Source organism: Marinobacter aromaticivorans, from assembly GCF_002806975.1.
Lineage (GTDB): Bacteria > Pseudomonadota > Gammaproteobacteria > Pseudomonadales > Oleiphilaceae > Marinobacter > Marinobacter aromaticivorans.
The window spans coordinates 236,362-254,870 of record NZ_NIHD01000003.1 but is presented as its reverse complement, the minus strand read 5'-3'; the positions used below and the strand labels follow the sequence as shown (position 1 = coordinate 254,870).

General features: G+C 56.3%; 16 protein-coding genes. 2 read left to right on the top strand and 14 right to left on the bottom strand.

From position 1 onward, the window contains the following. Nucleotides 1-72: 72 nt before the first annotated feature. The 5 genes from CDH48_RS06325 to CDH48_RS06305 form a co-directional block, all read right to left on the bottom strand. Complete coding sequence (locus CDH48_RS06325; RefSeq protein ID WP_100687885.1) at nucleotides 73-1,281, bottom strand: ABC transporter permease; 1,209 nt, start codon at nucleotides 1,279-1,281, stop codon at nucleotides 73-75. Beyond that, nucleotides 1,278-2,030 (bottom strand): ABC transporter ATP-binding protein, encoded by a 753-nt coding sequence (locus CDH48_RS06320; protein ID WP_227520966.1) that lies wholly within the window; start codon nucleotides 2,028-2,030, stop codon nucleotides 1,278-1,280. Before CDH48_RS06320 ends, CDH48_RS06325 begins: the two co-directional genes overlap by 4 nt. Beyond that, the gene (locus tag CDH48_RS06315) at nucleotides 2,023-3,273 is read right to left on the bottom strand and encodes an efflux RND transporter periplasmic adaptor subunit (RefSeq protein ID WP_100687884.1); all 1,251 of its coding nucleotides are present in this window, start codon (nucleotides 3,271-3,273) and stop codon (nucleotides 2,023-2,025) included. Before CDH48_RS06315 ends, CDH48_RS06320 begins: the two co-directional genes overlap by 8 nt. Nucleotides 3,274-3,276: 3 nt before the next feature. Next, nucleotides 3,277-3,669, bottom strand: a complete 393-nt coding sequence (locus CDH48_RS06310) for an acyl-CoA thioesterase (protein WP_100687883.1) — start codon at nucleotides 3,667-3,669, stop codon at nucleotides 3,277-3,279. A gap of 137 nt (nucleotides 3,670-3,806) precedes the next feature. After that, nucleotides 3,807-4,577 carry a ferredoxin--NADP reductase gene (locus CDH48_RS06305; RefSeq protein ID WP_100687882.1) on the bottom strand — a complete coding sequence of 257 codons (771 nt, stop codon included), beginning with the start codon at nucleotides 4,575-4,577 and terminating at the stop codon, nucleotides 3,807-3,809. 144 nt (nucleotides 4,578-4,721) lie between these two features. Here CDH48_RS06305 and CDH48_RS06300 point away from each other — a divergent pair, with 144 nt between their 5' ends. Continuing rightward, nucleotides 4,722-5,606 (top strand): LysR substrate-binding domain-containing protein, encoded by an 885-nt coding sequence (locus CDH48_RS06300; RefSeq protein ID WP_100688097.1) that lies wholly within the window; start codon nucleotides 4,722-4,724, stop codon nucleotides 5,604-5,606. A 4-nt stretch (nucleotides 5,607-5,610) separates the two neighbouring features. On the opposite strand, the gene miaE is transcribed toward CDH48_RS06300, so the two are convergent. Continuing rightward, nucleotides 5,611-6,237 (bottom strand): tRNA-(ms[2]io[6]A)-hydroxylase, encoded by a 627-nt coding sequence (gene miaE / locus CDH48_RS06295; RefSeq protein ID WP_100687881.1) that lies wholly within the window; start codon nucleotides 6,235-6,237, stop codon nucleotides 5,611-5,613. Between the two features lie 193 nt (nucleotides 6,238-6,430). Between miaE and CDH48_RS06290 the strand changes: the two genes are divergently transcribed. Next, nucleotides 6,431-9,025, top strand: coding sequence for a bifunctional aconitate hydratase 2/2-methylisocitrate dehydratase (locus CDH48_RS06290; protein ID WP_100687880.1), 2,595 nt, complete (start codon nucleotides 6,431-6,433; stop codon nucleotides 9,023-9,025). Nucleotides 9,026-9,111: 86 nt separating this feature from the next. Here CDH48_RS06290 and CDH48_RS06285 read toward each other — a convergent pair whose 3' ends face one another. From CDH48_RS06285 to mltG, 8 genes are all read right to left on the bottom strand, one after another. Then, complete coding sequence (locus tag CDH48_RS06285; protein WP_100687879.1) at nucleotides 9,112-10,104, bottom strand: zinc-dependent alcohol dehydrogenase family protein; 993 nt, start codon at nucleotides 10,102-10,104, stop codon at nucleotides 9,112-9,114. A gap of 30 nt (nucleotides 10,105-10,134) precedes the next feature. Further along, nucleotides 10,135-10,881 carry a sulfite exporter TauE/SafE family protein gene (locus CDH48_RS06280; RefSeq protein ID WP_100687878.1) on the bottom strand — a complete coding sequence of 249 codons (747 nt, stop codon included), beginning with the start codon at nucleotides 10,879-10,881 and terminating at the stop codon, nucleotides 10,135-10,137. Further along, nucleotides 10,878-13,037, bottom strand: a complete 2,160-nt coding sequence (locus CDH48_RS06275) for a TRAP transporter permease (RefSeq protein WP_198515476.1) — start codon at nucleotides 13,035-13,037, stop codon at nucleotides 10,878-10,880. Before CDH48_RS06275 ends, CDH48_RS06280 begins: the two co-directional genes overlap by 4 nt. A 2-nt stretch (nucleotides 13,038-13,039) precedes the next feature. Beyond that, nucleotides 13,040-14,047, bottom strand: a complete 1,008-nt coding sequence (locus tag CDH48_RS06270) for a TAXI family TRAP transporter solute-binding subunit (protein WP_100687877.1) — start codon at nucleotides 14,045-14,047, stop codon at nucleotides 13,040-13,042. Between the two features lie 164 nt (nucleotides 14,048-14,211). Continuing rightward, entirely contained in the window at nucleotides 14,212-15,705 is a 1,494-nt protein-coding gene (putP, locus tag CDH48_RS06265) for a sodium/proline symporter PutP (protein WP_100687876.1), read from the bottom strand. Nucleotides 15,706-16,004: 299 nt separating this feature from the next. Beyond that, nucleotides 16,005-16,784, bottom strand: coding sequence for an AraC family transcriptional regulator (locus tag CDH48_RS06260; RefSeq protein ID WP_100687875.1), 780 nt, complete (start codon nucleotides 16,782-16,784; stop codon nucleotides 16,005-16,007). Between the two features lie 38 nt (nucleotides 16,785-16,822). After that, nucleotides 16,823-17,458, bottom strand: coding sequence for a dTMP kinase (gene tmk / locus CDH48_RS06255; protein WP_100687874.1), 636 nt, complete (start codon nucleotides 17,456-17,458; stop codon nucleotides 16,823-16,825). Continuing rightward, a complete protein-coding gene (gene mltG / locus CDH48_RS06250) occupies nucleotides 17,455-18,507 on the bottom strand; it encodes an endolytic transglycosylase MltG (protein WP_188437622.1) in 1,053 nt (350 codons plus the stop codon). Before mltG ends, tmk begins: the two co-directional genes overlap by 4 nt. Nucleotides 18,508-18,509 lie beyond the last annotated feature (2 nt).

The window sequence follows — 18,509 nt, the reverse complement described above, 5'->3', positions numbered from 1 at the left end:
TTGACAGAACAGCGCAGGCTGTTTACAAAACCGTCAGGTTTCTTTTTGCTGAGCACCATGGGGCAACCGGGATTACTCGTGGCGGAGCGCGTCGATAGGATTGAGTCGAGCGGCTTTGCGGGCCGGGAAAAATCCGAAAATAATACCGATGGCAACAGAAAAGAAGAACCCCAGGAGCATGACCCCGGGAGCCAGTAGAAATGGCATATCGAGGCGGGACGTTACCAGCCAGGTACCACCGATACCCAGCACCAGCCCGATGATGCCCCCCAACGTCGACAGCGCAATCGACTCCACCAGAAACTGGGTCAGTACATCACGGGTTCTGGCGCCTATGGCCAGGCGAATTCCTATTTCCCGGGTGCGTTCGGTAACAGACACCAGCATGATATTCATGATCCCTATGCCGCCCACCAGCAAGCTGACTGCGGCGATGGCGCCCAACAGTATGGTCATGGTGTTGGTGGTGCTGGCCAGAGCGTTGGCGATGTCCTGGGTATCCCGCACGTAGAAATCGTCATCTTTTGGTGAGGCAATATGCCGGCGCTGACGCAGCAGTGATTCGATATCCTTCTGCACCCGGCCAGTACTGCCGTCGATGAGCGCCGACACATATATTGTCTGCACATCAAGACTCCCCAGCAACCGTCGCTGCACAGCCTTGACCGGCATAAGAATGATTTTGTCCCGGTCCTGCCCCATGGACTGCCCTTTCTCTTCCAGAACGCCGATCACCCGGCAAGCGGTGCGCCCGACACGAAGAGTGGTTCCAAGGGGCTCCTGGCCCAGATACATCTCATCAATGAGCGTGGTGCCGATGATGCATACCGCCGATCCGGCGTTCAGTTCATCCGGGTCGAAAGCCCGGCCGTAGGCAATCCTATGGTTGCGTACGGCAAAGTAATTGTTATCTGTTCCAATAACCGGGATGGTTTCGTTGGCGTTGCCAATGACCACGGTCGGGCTGACAGTAATCGCCGGCGCAACGAGGATGTCCGGTACCTCCTGCGCTATGGCTTCCACATCGTCAAGCTCAAAGGGTTCGGCAGATGTGCGCACGCCGCCCGGTCCACGCTGGGCCGTTCCCGGCATCACGAACAGCAGATTGGAGCCGATACTGGCAATCTCATCGGTAACACTGCGGGTGGCAGACTGGCCAAGGTGGACCATGGCCACCACGCTGCCAACACCAATGATGATGCCAAGTGTTGTCAGGAACGAACGCAGCTTGTTCCGGATAATCGCCTGAAAGGCCATGACAAAGACGTCCAGCCACCTCATGACAGAACCTCCGCCGGGATTCCATCCTTCACCAGCTTTCCATCAACAAAATACAGAACTCTCTCTGCATAGCGTGCGATATCCGGCTCGTGGGTCACCATGATAATGGTGATGCCGCGTTCAGCGCGGATTTGGACCAGCTGCGACATAATGCCATCGGCCATGGCAGTATCCAGGTTGCCGGTGGGCTCGTCTGCCAGCAATATCGGTGGTTCCGTTACCAATGCCCGGGCAATGGCTACCCGCTGTTGCTGTCCTCCGGAAAGCTGGCTGGGAGTGGCAGATTCCCGCCCGGCAAGTCCGACAATTCGCAAAGCTTCTTGCGCGCGGGCCCTGCGCTCTGAACGCCGGACACCGTCATATATCAGTGGCAACTCCACATTGGCGAGCGCGTTAACCCGGGGCAGCAGATTGAAGCTCTGGAAAATAAACCCCATGAAATGACGCCGTAAAAGCGCCAGTTCATCACGATCCAGGCCGCCTACGTTTACGCCCCGGAACAGGTACTCACCGGCAGAGGGCACATCAAGGCAGCCAATCATATTCATGCAGGTGGACTTGCCGGAGCCACTGGGGCCCATAATGGCTACGAATTCGCCATCCCGTATGGTCAGATCAACGCCATCCAGCGCCCTCACCTCGGCGGATCCACTGCCATAGATCTTGAAGATGTTACGCATACGAATGATGGCCGGTGGCAAATCGGGCGTCTCCGGATCGTCGTTCCGCAACCGGGCGCTGCTACTCAACGGAGCCTCTCATGATTCCGGTCAGTACCTCGTCGCCTTCCGACAGCTCATCGCTCAGCACTTCCGTGTATTGGCCGTCTGTATAGCCGCTACGCACAAGCACGCGCCGGGGTTCCTCATCCTCGAGCACCCACAGGGTATTTGACGTGCCCTGGGCACCCCCTCTGCCACGGGACGCAGGGTGGCTGAACATGCCACCACTCTCGGCTTCAGTCGCAGGAGGTGTAAACCGGAACGCAATATTCGGAACCCGCAAGGCCTGATCGCGCTGGCCGGTGTTGATGGTGGCTGTCGCGGTCATACCAGGTTGCAGGAGGTGCGCGGAATTATCGACTGCCAGCACCGTAGTGTAGGTAACAACATTGTTTTCAACGGTGGGGTAGAGGTAAACCTTCAACACCTCGGCTTCAAATTCCCGGCCCGACCAGGCATCCACACTGAACGTCGCAGACTGGCCAGCTTTCACCAGCCCCACATCCGCCTCATCCATGGAGACGTGAAGCTCCATCTGCCCCAGATCTTCGGCCAGCAGAAAAAGCACCGGCGTCTGAAAGTTTGCGGCCACCGTCGCTCCGGGCTCAATGCTGCGCTGAAGCACCACACCATCAATAGGTGAGGTGATGACGGCCTTTTCCAGCCGGGTACGTGCCTGGGATACAGTCGCTTCAGCCTGGCGTACCGTAGCCCGGGCATAGGCGGACCTCGCTTCAGCTCGCTTCCGGGTGGCAACAGCTTTATCCAGCGTTGCCTGGGGTGAGTTTCCCCGCTCAACCAGAGACTCTGTTCTGCGTTCGTCTACCAGGGCCTCTTCCAGGGTTGCTGCGGCTTCGGCCAGAGACGCGCGCGCCAGTTCCAGACCCGCCGTTGCCTGCAGCAGTGCAACTTCGAGCTCTTCGGTATCAAATCGGGCAAGAACCTGCCCGCGCAGGATTTCATCATTTTCGGAAACCAGCACTTCGCTGACCAGGCCGGATATTTCGGCGCCCACCGACACTTCGCTCTTGGGCTGCAGATTGCCTGTGGCCATGGCCGTAAGCACCATGTCGGCCCTGTCCAGTCTGTGAGTCTGCCACTGTATGCGGGTATCCTCCGGCCAAAACCACCATGCCAGCCCGGCGATAAATACTACGCCAAGCGCAACCCAGGCCAGGACACTGAACCGCCCCCGTTTTTTTTCCGCCCGGATGACAGAGTTCACTTCCTTTGCCATGTCCTTCAGAGAAGGATCATTATCAGTTGTCATTAGTTACTCGATCAGGTGTTTAGCCAGCTGGTTGCGAATTTCTTCAGGTATTGGAATGGATTTTTCTGTTTCATAATCAAAATGAATCAACACGGCCTGGCCACGCGCAATCTGCTTGCCATCCTGCCAGGCTTCCTGGACAGCCTGAAACGAGCTGTTCCCGATCCTGCCTACGCCAGTGCGGATCTCAACCGGAAGGTGCCAGTAACTCTGTGCCACGAAGTCGACTTCAACCCGGGCGATAATCAGCGGCCAGGTTTTCACATCCAGCGTTGGGTGGAAGATGCTGAACAAGGGCATTCTGGCCTGCTCAAACCACACTGGCAAGGTTGTATTGCTGATGTGGCCCAGGGCATCTGTGTCACTGAAGCGGGGTTGAAGCTCATAGTAAAACATTCGGTTCTTCCTGATGATTAAAACCAGACACTATACACCCGGTTCCAGACTTCATAAAAAAACCCGGAGCCGTGGCTTCGGGTTTCTGGTTTCACAAGAGTCGCCTCAAGCCAGCAGGATGCCTGCCAGGCCCCGCGTTACTTCTCCACGAAAGCTCTCTCGATTACATAATGCCCCATGTCTCCACCCCGTGCTTCTTTGAAACCCATGCCGTCAAGTATGGCGCAGGTGTCCCTGAGCATGCTCGGGCTGCCACAAATCATGAAACGGTCGTTTTCCGGATCAAAATCCGGCAGGCCCATATCCCGGGTTATCTTGCCGCTCTGAATGGCATCGGTCAGCCTGCCCTCATTACGGAACGGCTCCCGGGTTACCGTCGGGTAGTATTCAAGTTTGCCTTTAACCATCTCGCCGAAAAACTCGTTCTCGGGCAACTCTTCAATTTCCTGCTGATAGGCAAGTTCGGAGATGTAGCGAACGCCGTGGGTCAGAATGACCTTGTCAAACGCTTCGTAAACCTCCGGATCCTTTATGATGCTCATGAACGGCGCCAGCCCCGTACCGGTGCTGATCAACCAGAGGTTCCTGCCCGGAAGCAGGTTATCCAGAATCAGGGTGCCCGTTGGCTTACGGCTCACCAGAATCTCATCCCCCACCTGGATTTTCTGCAGGCGCGACGTGAGGGGGCCGTTCTGCACTTTGATCGAGAAAAACTCCAGCTCTTCTTCGTAATTCGCGCTGGCAATACTGTAGGCGCGCATCAACGGTTTACCTTCTGTCTCCAGCCCGATCATGACAAAGTGACCGTTCTTGAACCGAAACCCGGGGTCACGGCTGGTTTTGAAGCTGAACAGGGTGTCGTTCCAGTGACGAACGCTGGTTACTGTTTCTTTAATCAGGTTGCTCATTTAAACCTCTTGCCTCTCCGGTTCACATTCGGCGGCGAATGTTGCAAATATGAATTGCCTGAAGTTTAACCTATCGTTAACCTATCGATGAAATGGGTTATTCACATAACCCTATTCGGCTGCATCGATTTAGAGCATTTTGTTATGAAGTACAGTTTCAGGCAACTCGAAGTTTTTCTGGCAGCTGCGCACTTTCAGAACATCACCCGTGCAGCGGAATCCCTGGCCATGTCCCAGTCTGCCGCAAGCAGTGCTCTCAAGGAACTGGAAAACCAGTTTGACATCCAGCTCTTCGACCGGGTTGGCAAACGCCTGCAACTGAACGAGCTCGGCCGACTCTACAGACCCAAGGTAGAGGCTGTTCTTGCTCAGGCTACCGAGCTGGAACAGGCCTTCAGCAAACATTCCGAAGTGGGCGCCCTGAAAGTCGGAGCCACCTTAACCATAGGTAACTATCTGGCCGTTGGCGTTATGGCCCAATACATGAATACCCCTACCCGGCCCAGAGTTTCCCTTGAAGTTGCCAATACGAGCACCATTGTCCGCCGGGTCAGGGATTTTGAACTGGACATCGGTCTTATAGAAGGCGAGCTGCAATCGTCCGAACTGGAGGTTCTGCCCTGGCGTGGCGACCAGTTGAGAGTGTTCTGCTCTCCCGAACACCCATTGGCGGAGAAAGGCGAGCTGTCAGACGACGACCTTCGTAACGCCACCTGGATTATGCGGGAACAGGGTTCGGGAACCCGGCAAAGTTTTGAGCGCGGCATGCATGGCCTGCTGCCGGATATGAACGTACTGCTGGAACTGGAACACACCGAAGCCATCAAACGGGCGGTTGAAGCTGGCCTGGGCATAGGGTGCCTGTCAGAGGTGGTGCTTGCGGACGCCTTCAAACGCGGCAGCCTGGTGCCGCTGAAAACCCCGGAAAACCGGAGCTTCGAGCGGCAGTTCTATTTCATTCTGCACAAGCAGAAATACCGGAGTGCCGGGATTGATGCCTGGATCGGCCTGTGCCGGGCGCTCAAATGAGTGCTCAGGCCACCGGCCCGCTGTGGAATCGGAACTCAGTATCCGGCTCCAGAACAAGCTTCTGTTCGATTGCCATAAACTCGGCAACCCGCTCCGTAACAGGTCCTTGGTTGGCTTGTTCCGCCAGTGCCAGATAATCCCGGTAATGGCGCGCCTCGGATTTCAGCAGACTGCTGTAGAAATCCGCCAGCTCCTGATCCAGAAACGGAACCAGCGCCGCAAAGCGCTCGCAGGAGCGCGCTTCGATGATGGCTCCCACCACCAACACGTCCACAAGGCGCCCGGGGTCTTCCGTGCGAACCTCTTTGCGTAAACCCGCGGCATAGCGCGCAGGGGTAAGGTGGCAGTAATCAACGCCGCGCTTGTCGATAATGGCCAGTACCTGTTCGAAATGGCGCAACTCTTCCCTGGCCAGACGGGACATTTTGTTCAGCAGGTCGCTGTTGTCAACGTAGCGGTACATCAGGCTAAGTGCGGTTGAAGCGGCTTTTTTCTCGCAGTGGGCGTGGTCAATCAACATCAGGTCCTGATTGGCCAGCGCATTATCAATCCACTGCTGCGGCGTAGCGCAGGGAAGAAAATCATGGATCTCCTGCAGGGACTGGGCAACGGAGTCGGGGTTCTGGTTCATGGCGAGTGGCATCGTGAATCAAATTGAGGCGCGAGTATAACGCGGCTAACAGATTTCTCCGACCTCTGTCCAACTTAACTTTATAAGGGGTTTCCTATAGAATGCAGCGCCAACTTAACGTCTTTCCGCCAAAAAACTCCCGCCGGGCGCATTGCCACAGCGCGGGACATACCAACTGATGAGGGTCCAAATAGTGCTAGAAGCCTACCGTGAACACGTTGCAGAACGTGCGGCTCTGAATATTCCCCCCAAGCCACTGAACGCCGAGCAAACTGCAGCTCTGGTTGAATTGCTGAAAAACCCGCCCGCAGGCGAAGAAGAAACTCTGGTTGACCTGCTGGAAAACCGTATCCCGCCGGGTGTGGACGAAGCCGCCTACGTGAAAGCGGCTTTCCTGACCGCCATTGTTAAAGGCGAAGCCGAATCTCCCCTGCTGGACAAGCCCAAAGCCGTGCAACTGCTGGGCATGATGCAGGGCGGCTACAACATTGAGACCCTGGTTGATCTGCTCGACGACAGCGATCTGGCAGAGCTGGCGGGTGAACAGCTGAAGCACACGCTGCTGATGTTTGACGCCTTCAACGACGTTAAAGAAAAGATGGACGCCGGCAATGCCGTGGCCAGATCTGTTGTCGAATCCTGGGCCAATGCCGAGTGGTTCACCAAGAAAGACAAGGTTCCTGAAAGCACCAGGATGGTGGTGTTCAAGGTGACCGGCGAAACCAATACAGACGACCTGTCACCGGCTCCGGATGCATGGTCCCGCCCGGACATCCCGCTGCACGCCCGCGCCGCCTATAAAATGGAACGCGACGGCCTGAAGCCGGACGAGCCCGGCGTAACCGGCCCCATGAGCCAGATTGATGAAATCAAATCCAAAGGCCTGCCTGTAGCATTTGTTGGTGACGTTGTAGGTACCGGGTCTTCCCGTAAGTCTGCCACCAACTCGGTGCTGTGGTTCTTCGGTGAGGACATCCCGGGCGTACCCAACAAGCGTGCCGGTGGTGTGTGTATCGGCAACAAGGTTGCCCCCATCTTCTTCAACACCATGGAAGACGCCGGCGCTCTGGTATTCGAAGCGCCTGTCGACAACATGAACATGGGCGACGTGATCGAAATCCGCCCCTACGAAGGCAAAATCCTGAACGAAGCCGGTGAGGTTATCTCCGAGTTCGAGTTCAAGTCTGACGTTATTCTGGACGAAGTTCAGGCCGGCGGTCGTATCCCCCTGATCATCGGTCGTGGTTTGACTGCCAAGGCACGTACTGCTCTGGGCCTGGGCGCCACTGATCTGTTCCGTCTGCCGGAAGATCCGGAAGCCGGCGACAAGGGCTTCACCCTGGCCCAGAAGATGGTTGGCAAGGCTTGCGGACTGGAAGAAGGCCAGGGCGTTCGCCCGGGCACTTACTGTGAGCCACACATGACGACTGTTGGTTCCCAGGACACCACCGGCCCGATGACCCGTGACGAGCTTAAAGACCTGGCTTGCCTGGGCTTCCAGGCGGATCTGGTTATGCAGTCTTTCTGTCACACGGCGGCTTACCCCAAGCCGGTTGACGTTGAAATGCAGCACACCATGCCGGACTTTATCCGCAACCGTGGCGGCGTTTCCCTGCGTCCGGGCGACGGCATCATCCACTCCTGGCTGAACCGCATGCTGCTGCCGGATACTGTCGGCACCGGCGGTGACTCCCACACCCGCTTCCCCATGGGCATCTCCTTCCCGGCCGGTTCCGGTCTGGTTGCCTTTGCTGCGGCTACCGGTGTTATGCCACTGGATATGCCAGAGTCGGTCCTGGTTCGTTTCAAAGGCGACATGCAGCCGGGAATTACCCTGCGCGATCTGGTACACGCCATCCCGCTGTACGGCATCAAGCAGGGTCTGCTGACCGTTGAGAAGAAAGGCAAGATCAACGAGTTCTCCGGTCGCATTCTTGAAATCGAAGGCCTTGAGCACCTGACAGTTGAGCAGGCGTTTGAGCTGTCAGACGCCTCTGCGGAGCGTTCTGCAGCCGGTTGTACCATCAACCTGTCAGAAGACTCGGTTGCCGAGTACCTGCGCTCCAACATCACCATGCTGCGCTGGATGATTGCTGAAGGCTACGGCGATGCCCGTACTCTCGAGCGTCGTGCCCAGCAGATGGAAGCCTGGCTGGCGGATCCGAAGCTGATGCGTGCTGACAAAGACGCAGAGTACGCACATGTCATCGAAATTGACCTGGCCGATATCAAAGAGCCGATCGTTTGCTGCCCGAACGATCCGGACGATGCCAGATTCCTGTCCGAAGTGGCGGGCGACAAGGTAGACGAAGTGTTCATCGGTTCCTGCATGACCAACATTGGTCACTTCCGTGCCGCCGGCAAACTGCTTGAGCAGCACAAGGGCAACCTTAGCACCCGTCTGTGGATGTCCCCCCCCACCAAGATGGACCAGGCGCAACTGATGGAAGAAGGTTACTTCAACATCTACGGCACCGCCGGTGTGCGCACCGAAATGCCGGGCTGCTCCCTGTGCATGGGTAACCAGGCACGTGTAGCGCCCAAGTCTACCGTGCTGTCCACCTCTACCCGTAACTTCCCGAACCGCCTGGGCGATGGTGCCAACGTGTACCTCACCTCTGCGGAGCTGGCGGCTGTGGGTGCGATTCTGGGCAAACTCCCCACTCCACAGGAGTACATGGAGTACGCCAAGGATCTGAACAGCATGTCGGCGGAGATCTACAAGTACCTGAACTTCGACCAGATGGAGAACTACACCAGCAAAGCAGCTGAAGCGAGCGTCGCGTAAGCACTGGCTTTAAAGGTTTAACTCCAGCAAAACGCCAACCCCCGGGTTGGCGTTTTTTTTGTTAGAGAAAAGCAACCCTGCGTTTGTTATCGCTCCAGAAGAATTTTACCAACGGCCAGGCCCGATTCGAGACGCCGATGGGCATCGGCTACCCGGGCAAAGGAATAACGTTCGCGATCCAGCAATGGCCGCACTACCCCCTGCTCCAGCATCCGGGTCATTTCTGCGATCAGGCGTGGCTGATCATCCATGCCGATACCGTGCAGTAACGTGATTGCGCGAAAAATCACATGCAGGGACAAACCCTTGGCATGCATCTGGCTCAGATCATGTGTCGAGCGGGTGTTGATGGAGCAGAGCCGGCCTGAAATGGCTGTCGCCTCAATAGACCGGTCAAGGTTTTCTCCTCCTACCGTGTCAAAAACCAGACTGAAGCCCAGCCCGCTGGTCAGCCGTTGTTTGTAGGCATCAACGGTTTCATCACGGTAAAAAATAATATTGTCTGCCCCCAGTTGTCTTGCCAGTTCCGCTTTTTCAGGGGTGGATACCGTAGTCGCGACGCGGGCACCCAGATGCTTCGCAATCTGGATTGCAACATGCCCCACGCCTCCCGTGCCGGCATGAATCAGCACATGTTCACCGGACTGAATATTGGCTCGTTCAACCAGAGCCGACCAGGCAGTGAGAAAAACCAGGGGTAAGGCCGCACACTCAACCAGAGGCAGCCCCATGGACGGTGTGCGTTTTGCCAGCAAACGAACGTCTGCAACCATGTAGTCTGCCAGCGCCCCCTGCCAGCCTTTGGTGCCGCCGGGGCAGCCGAATACCTCGTCGCCCTCGGAAAAAGAAGTAACACCCGGCCCCAGCTTGTCCACAACGCCCGCCACATCACCATTCAGGATCGCAGGCATATCCGGGCCGGCTTTCACCAGCCCTGAACGAATTTTGGTTTCAATGGGATTAACGCTGGAGGCCACTACCCTGATCCGCACCTGCCCGGCAGCGGGTTCCGGAGTCTTTACCTCCCGTTCCACGAAAACCTCAGGGCCCCCATACTTTTCAATGACCATTGCTTTCATTACAGTTCCTCTCCAGTTTCCATAGTCCAATCAATATATTACCAGCCGGATCAGTATCGCTCCGGCCATAACGAGGGTAGTCCATTTAACCCACTGCGCGCCCTTTTCACTCAGATTCACCTTTACAGCAACAAATGCGCCCGTGATGTTGCCAACCGCGAGAATCAGCCCCATGCCCCAGCGAACCTGGCCGTTAACGGCAAAAATCAATAATGCCGGTATCGTATACAACAGAATGATCGACACCTTGAACACATTGACCTGCCGCAGATCTATACGCAGCATGCGGTACAAAACCACGATAAAAAGTGCGCCCACACCCACCTGAATAAAACCACCGTATACGCCAATCAGAAACATGGCGATGTAAATCACCGGGCCAAGCCGGTCCGGAGTCAGCGGGCTGGTATCCAGCCTGGGCTGAGGCAACAGCATGAATACGGACGCACCGATCATGGCGATGATCAATACCAGCTCGAATATCGCATCTGCCACCCAGGTCGCTATCCAGGCACCCAGCAGCGAACCCAGAACTGCCGGCACCGCCAGGTGCACACTGACCCGAAGGTTGCCGTGTCCCAGGCGCCTGAAACCGGCCACGGCGGTTGTACTCTGCAGAATGATTGCAACCCGGTTAGTACCGTTCGCAACCTGTGGCGGCAAGCCCATAAACATCAACAATGGCAGGGTCAGCATTGAGCCGCCTGCCGAAAGTACGTTAATGAACCCGGCTATACCGCCGAGCGCCAGCAATGCTATTACTTCAAAAGCTGTCATGCTGTGCCCGACAGTTCTGGATTGCCAGCGGGGCGTTTTCCGCGACGGCTGCTCCAGACCAGAACAGCGAAAAAAATAACCAGCCCTGCACCATCCACCAGTATCTGCCCATGGGGCCACAGCATCAGGGCGCCGAGAGGAAACATCAACAGCCGTACCAGCACATTGAGTTTGTGCTCAAGATAGCCTTCAAGGCCCGCAATGATTGCGTAAATGCCAAAGAGGGCGAAACAGAACACCCGGATCATTTCGGTGAAATCTCCGGTAATCAACGGTGAGTATGCGAAAAGAAGCGGCACTATATACAGGCCCTTGGCCAGCTTCCAGGCAGTAAACCCGGTGCGCATCTGGGGTGTCCCCGCGATTGCCGCCGCCGCAAAGGCAGTCAGGCAAACGGGCGGGGTCACGTTCGAATCCTGGGACAACCAGAAGATGATCATGTGCGCGGCCACCAGCAACATGGAAAGTGACGCAGGCGATAATGCCTGCTCCAGGAGCTGGCTGCTGAAGGTGTCCGGCACCAGAGAGAGCATCTGCTGAGCGCTTGCCACATCCATGGGCCCGTCCAGCAACGACAGTTTGTCGGGGGCCGCCAGCATGAAAATGGCTTTGGCCTGATCCGGCAGATTGCCGTTTACCATCAGGTCCACCAGCTGGCTTTGGGCGATCAGATTATATATCGCCGGTGCCGAGAGTGTGGCAAGCACAATATAAGCCGCCGTTACAGGCAGCCCCATGCCCAGAATCAGCGAGGCCAGCGCAACCAGCAGGATGGTGATCAGCAGGCTTCCACCGGCCCAATCGGTAATCATCAGCGAAAATGTGTTGCCAATGCCCGTGGTGGAAACAACCATCACAATGAGGCCGACGGTAATCAGCAGGATTGCGGTGGTTGTAATGTTCCGTGTGCCCATCGCCAGGGCATCCAGGATATCCCGAAGCCCCATCGGTTTTTTCGACAGCCAGGACGCCACAATAACCGACAGGATGGCTATCCCCGCTGCGTACGTTGGCGTAAACCCATAGACAAGCGCAGCCACAAGCACCACCAGTGGTAACAGAAAATGCCAGCCGCCTTTGAGGACTTCCCCCAGTGTGGGTGCTGTATCGTCTTCCAGTTTGACGGCATGGCTGCGTTTGGCCTCGATACGCACAAACATCCCCACCGATATGAAATAGAGAAGGGCCGGCAGTGCGGCAACCCCAATGATGGTGAGGTAGGAGACCTGGGTATAGGAGGCCATGATAAACGCACCCGCCCCCATCACTGGCGGCATCAACTGGCCACCGGTGGACGCTGCCGCTTCAACGCCAGCGGCAAACCGTGCCGGGAAGCCGGCCTTGCGCATCAGTGGAATGGTGATCACACCGGTGGAAACCGTATTGGCAACGCTGGAACCGGAGACCGACCCCATCAAACCCGAGGCGAGTACCGCCACAAACCCGGGGCCACCTACAAACCGCCCGGCGGCGCAGCGCGCCAACTCAATGATGAAATCTCCTGCCCCCGACTTCACCAGGAATGCCCCGAACAGGATAAACATGAACACGTAGGTCCAGGAAATACGGGCAATGGACCCCAGCATCCCTTGGCCGCCAATATACGAGCGATAAAGCACCGTTTCCCAGGAAAGCCCCGGGAAATTGAAAATGCCGTCAACATACTGGCCCCACCAGGCCACATAGGTCAGTGCAACCACACAAAGGACCGGGATAAACCAGCCCACAGTGCGGCGGGCCAGCTCCAGTACCAGCGCCACTGCCACGATCGAAACAACCCAGTCACCCGTATCGAAGTTGAACCCACGCTGGTACAGGTCATCCTCGAAGACAATCAGATAGAAAGCACAGGCAAGCGCGGTAAGCCCCAGTATTGCATCAACGCCGAGAACCATCCTTTGGCCCGCCGTTGAGCGGGCCCTGAGCATGGGAGTGGTCAGCGTGCAGATCAGACCGAAAAGGCCGAAATGAAGGGCTGAACTCCACAGCTCCGACAAAGTGGAAACCGTGTTGAAATATAGATGGACCAGAGCGGTGCCAACGGCGAGCCAGAAGACCACCGGCCCGATCAACCGGTGCTCCAGGCGTTCACTGGCCTCGCCGACGCTCTCATCGCGAACCCTGGTGGCAGGTTCGCCCGGGATATTATCCGTCACAATTACTGCGCGAGCAGCCGCTCGGGAATATCCAGCCCCTGCTCCTTATAGAAGCGCGCAGCCCCGGGGTGAAGTGGCATTGGCAAGCCGGCAATCGCTTTTTCAAGCGCCATTGCTTTGGTTGCCGGATGTATGTTGTTCAGGAACGGCAGGTTTTCGTAGATGGTTTTGGTGATCTCGTAAACATCGTTCTCCGGGACATCATTACGTACGGCCAGAATATTTGGCTGTGCAATGGTATTGATATCCTCTGTCTGCTGGGGATAGGTGCCTGCAGGGATGGTATAAGGCGTCCACAACTCGAAGTCGCTGTTAACCTGGGCAACCTGTTCAGGGGTAAAGTCCAGTGTGGTAATACTGTCACCCATGTTGGCATAGGCTCTTGTTACCGCAGCCGCAGGCACCCCCGCTGGTATGTTCATGCCATCGATATTGCCATTTTGCAGGGCATCGGCACTGGGTCCGTAGCCCTGGTACACGAGGTTGACCTTTTCCAGATCGATACCGACCTTGCCCAGAATAAAGCGGCCGGAGCCTTCGGTGCCTGAGTTTCTGGCGCCGATGGAAAAGCTCTCGCCATACAGGTTCTTCATATCTTCGATTGTGCCGGTTTTTGCGACTTTTTTGGTGACAACAAAATGCTCCACGTTCTGCCACAGCATGGAAACCGAACGCAGGTTCTTATAGGCCTTGGGAACCGGCCCTGTTCCATTCCAGGCATAAGCCCCATAAAGCCCCTGGAGAATGCCGAACTGTATCTGGTCTTCGTCCATCAGCTTCAGGTTCTCACCAGAACCCGCGGAACTGATGGCCGATACCGATATATTGGTAGAGGGCTCGAGTTTCACTTTAATCAGCGTTGAAATGGCAACACCCACGGGATAATAGGTTCCTCCCGTAGTGGCAGTACCCATCACATAATTGCCTTCCGCCTGAACCCCGCCGGAAAGAGAAACCAGGGCAGCTGCAAGCAGCCCCGAGGCGCATTTGATAACTCTGTTCTTGCTCATGGAGTGGCTCCTTTTTATCGTTGTTTTAGCTCACACATTGAAGTGTAACCCTCTAAAGATAGTTGCACTACGCTGTCTCTACCAGTGCGATAAACGCAGTCGCACCAACGCAAAAGAGCTCCCGCAGGAGCCCTTTTCAATATCGAACGTTATTCGCTCCTGCCTTAGCTGTGTTCGACTGCCTGATATTCATTGGCATCGGACGTGGCAAGACTTACCACGAGGATGGCAATGAAAGAGGCAACAAAGCCGGGAATGATCTCATAAACGCCAGGTCCTCCCATGAACTCGCCATTCCAGCCCAGAGAGATCCAGATCATTACAGTGGCGGCACCAACAATAAGACCTGCCAACGCGCCTGCACCATTAGTGCGTGACCACATCAGCCCCAGAATGATGACGGGGCCAAAGGCCGAGCCAAAGCCAGCCCAGGCGTTACTTACCAATCCCAGAACCTGTGAGTCAGGGTCGGAGGCAATGACGGCAGCAACCAGACCAACCACAATGACGCATACGCGGCCAACGTTCACACACTCACGGTCACCTGCTTCCTTACGCAGGAATAAGCGGTAAAAGTCCTCGGTCAGGGACGCCGACGACACCAGCAACTGGCTGGAAATGGTACTCATTATCGCAGCCAGAAGAGCGGCATACAGGAACCCTGTGATCAGCGGGTGGAACAGCAGGTCTGCGAGGATGATGAAGATGGTTTCGGGATCGTCCACTTGCATGCCGTTGCGAACTGCGTAGGCCCGGCCGAAGATACCCAGGCCGATGGCACCAATCAGCGAAATCGCCATCCAGGACATGCCAATGTTACGGGCAACCGGAACCTCTTTCACCGTGCGGATTGCCATGAAACGGACGATGATGTGTGGCTGACCGAAATAGCCAAGCCCCCAGGTAACCGCTGAAAGCCAGCCTATGATGGTCAACCCTTCTGTCCAGGAAAGCAGTGTCGGATCAACCTCGTTCAATGTCTGTGTTGCCTGGGCGAAGCCACCACCGCCTTCACCGAAAAGCACAACCGCGGGCATGAGGACAAGTGCGACCATCATGATGCACCCCTGAACAAAGTCCGTCATGCTAACCGCCAGGAACCCGCCAACAACGGTATAGGCCAATACAACGCCCAGGGTAATGACAATGCCTACCGCATAATCACTCAAGCCGCCAAAGTTGAAAATGCCCGCAAACGCACTTTCAAACAGCTTGCCGCCCGCTACCAGGCCGGAGGCCGTGTAAACCGCAAAAAACAGCACGATAACAATGGCCGACACGGTTCTCAGTGGCAGCGCCTGGGTGGGAAAGCGGTTAGCCAGAAAAGCCGGTATGGTCAGAGCGTTGCCGTAATGAACGGTTTGAGCACGTAACCGCGGCGCAACGATGATCCAGTTAATGAAAGCGCCTACGAACAGGCCGATGCCAATCCAGGCCGAGGCCAGGCCCGACACATACATCGCCCCCGGGAGACCCAGCAGCAACCACCCGCTCATGTCCGAAGCACCTGCAGACAAAGCCGCAACCTTTGGACTGAGCCCTCGTCCACCAAGCATGTAATCTTCAGCTGTGGCAGATGCTTCGCGCATGGCATAAACGCCGATGGCGATCATGAGCGCAAAGTAAGCAAATAGACTGATCCAAACACCAATAGCCATAAGGCTCCTCCGGTTTAATGAGTGGGCGGTACCCACCCGTAAAGCTCAGGCATGGCACTGATGCCAGTTTACTGAGCCGTTTTTCTTGTTTATACGGTCCCTGCGAACCCGAGCTTGCCGGCGTATTGCGCGCCCGACCTTAACTATAGTTAAGTATCCCGAATTTGCGACCGTAACAGTTACAGGTTCGACAGGAAGGAAATTGACACGACAAGCCTAGTATTACTACGTATACACGGCTTACAAAATCCTACGATTCTTTTACGGAATTCTACGGAGTGGCGCTGATTCGGATCTGATCAGGCGAGATTATCACTGGCTTTCAGTTTTGCAGGGGTAATCCCCTTATGCTTGCGCAGTGCATTGGTTAATGCACTCTGCGAGGAAAACCCGACACGGTAACTGATTTCAGATACAGAAAGGGACGTTGAGGCCAAAAGGGTTATGGCCTGATTGAGCCGGGTCTGCAGCAGATACTGGTGCGGTGTGGTTCCCAGCACCTCGCGGAAAACCTCGTGAAAACGGCTCACACTCAGGCAAGCCTCACTGGCCAGTTCCTGGACCGTCACCTTCCGGTGCAGATTGGCGCGTATGTAGCGTTGCATGGCACTCGGGCAGAGACTATGCCGGTTTGGCGTCGCAACCTTCCGGTCAACCAGCCGGTCTGCCATGCAGTGCAAAATACTGGCCGCGAGGTGGCCATGCAGTGCAAGGTTGCCCGGGGAGCGGTCGAATTCGCCGGCAGCAAACTGAACCAGCCCCTGCAAGCGACTGTCCATCTGGAGTGTGCGGGGCTTTTCAAAAATCCTCACCATCTTTTCGTAGTCGGCGTGGGCGGGGGTGGAAACTGCAGGGTTGGAAGGGTCAACGTTGATCACCAGAACGTGATTCTGATAATCGCCACAATAATCGTGCCGGGCTTCTGTAGGGACCAGGCACGCTTTCCATGTGTTCAGGTGGGAACCGGTTCCGTCAACATTCAGGTCAGCTTCACCCTGAATGCCCACCACAATCTGATGGTGTTCATGGCGGTGCTGGTGAGCGGCAGTTGGAAGCTTGAGTAATCGGGCATCAAGCATAGGCGCGACCGGAACCTGTAATTGAGAATATTAATCAATTAAAGCAGATGTGACTGGAATTTGCACATAAGCTCACTGACCCTGGCACTGACCTGCTCCAATGATGCTGACGCATCCACAATAGCATAGCGATCAGGGTCGGCAGCGGCGCGAGCCAGATAGGTCTCACGGATACGCTGGAAGAAGGACACCGCTTCCTGTTCAAAGCGATCAAGCTCGCCCCGATGGCGGGCCCGGGCCATTCCGGTTTCCACCGGTGCATCCAGTAACACCACATGATCCGGACGCACATCGCCCTGAACCAGATTTTCCAGCAACGCAATTTTTTCACCCGGCATGCCACGCCCTCCCCCCTGATAGGCGAAGGTCGCATCGGTGAAGCGATCACATAACACCCATCGCCCCCTCTCGAGGGCAGGAAGAATCAGCGTGTGCAGGTGTTGCGCGCGGGCTGCGAACATCAGAAGTAACTCGGTGAGATCATTCACCGGCTCATTGCGCGGGGCCAGAAGCAGCTCCCGGATCGCCTCGGCCATGGGTGTGCCCCCGGGCTCACGGGTAACAATGCAATCGACCCCCAGCTCCCTGAGGGTGTCAGCCGCATTGGCAATCTGCGTGGATTTGCCCACGCCTTCGGTTCCCTCGAAGGTAATAAACTGACCGCGAACCGTCATTGCTTTTCATCCATCACAGGTGCTGGTGAAGACCGGTAGTCCGACCGGCGGTTAAGCTGAAATGCCCGCACGGCTTCCTGATGCTCCGCCAGCGTGTTGGAAAACTTGTGGGTACCGTCACCGCGGGCTACAAAATACAGAGCCTTGCCAGAGCCAGGGTGAAGGGACGCATGTATGGCCTCGCGGCCAGGCAAAGCGATTGGCGTGGGCGGCAATCCGTCAATACGGTAGGTGTTGTATGGTGTGTGGGTGCGCAAGTCCCGGCTGCCTATGCGGCCCTTGTACTTGTCGCCCATGCCGTAAATCACAGTGGGATCCGTCTGCAGCCGCATGCCTTTTTGCAAACGCCGCACAAACACGCCCGCCACCTGCTCCCGCTCGTGGGGAGCTCCGGTTTCCCGCTCTACAATGGAGGCCATAATCAGCGCCTCGTAGGCGTTATCGTATGGCAGCCCTTGCTCGCGATTTTCCCATTCTTCAGCCAGAACGGTTTCCATGCGCCGGAACGAACGCTGCAGCAGATCCAGATCCGACTCGCTGCTGGTAAAAAGGTATGTATCCGGGAAAAAACGTCCTTCCGGATGCTCGCCCCCGGCACCAACGGCCTCCATAATCTGCGCATCCGACCAGTCCGTAGTAACCTTCTCAAGACGCTCGGTGGCTGCCAGTGCGGCGCGCATATCCTTGAAGGTCCAGCCTTCAATAAACTGAACCGACCAGTGTTTGGTATCCCCTGCCACCATTTTATCGAGCATGGCTTCCGCGCTCATACCGTCAGTAAACTCATACTCTCCTGCCTTGATTCTCGCCACATCCGGAAACAGCCGGGCGTACACCCGCACCCAGAAACTTTTCTCAACCAGTCCATGCTCAGCCAGTTTTCTGGCAACATCATTGAATGCCGTGCCAGCGGGTACATCAAACAGTACCGGCTCAGCCAGAGGAACCGGCTTTGACAGCGACTCCAGCCCCTGCCAGACCCACAAACCCGTACCAGCCACCACCAGCACGGCAGCACAAACACCTGCAATTAACAGTTTCTTGAACAAAC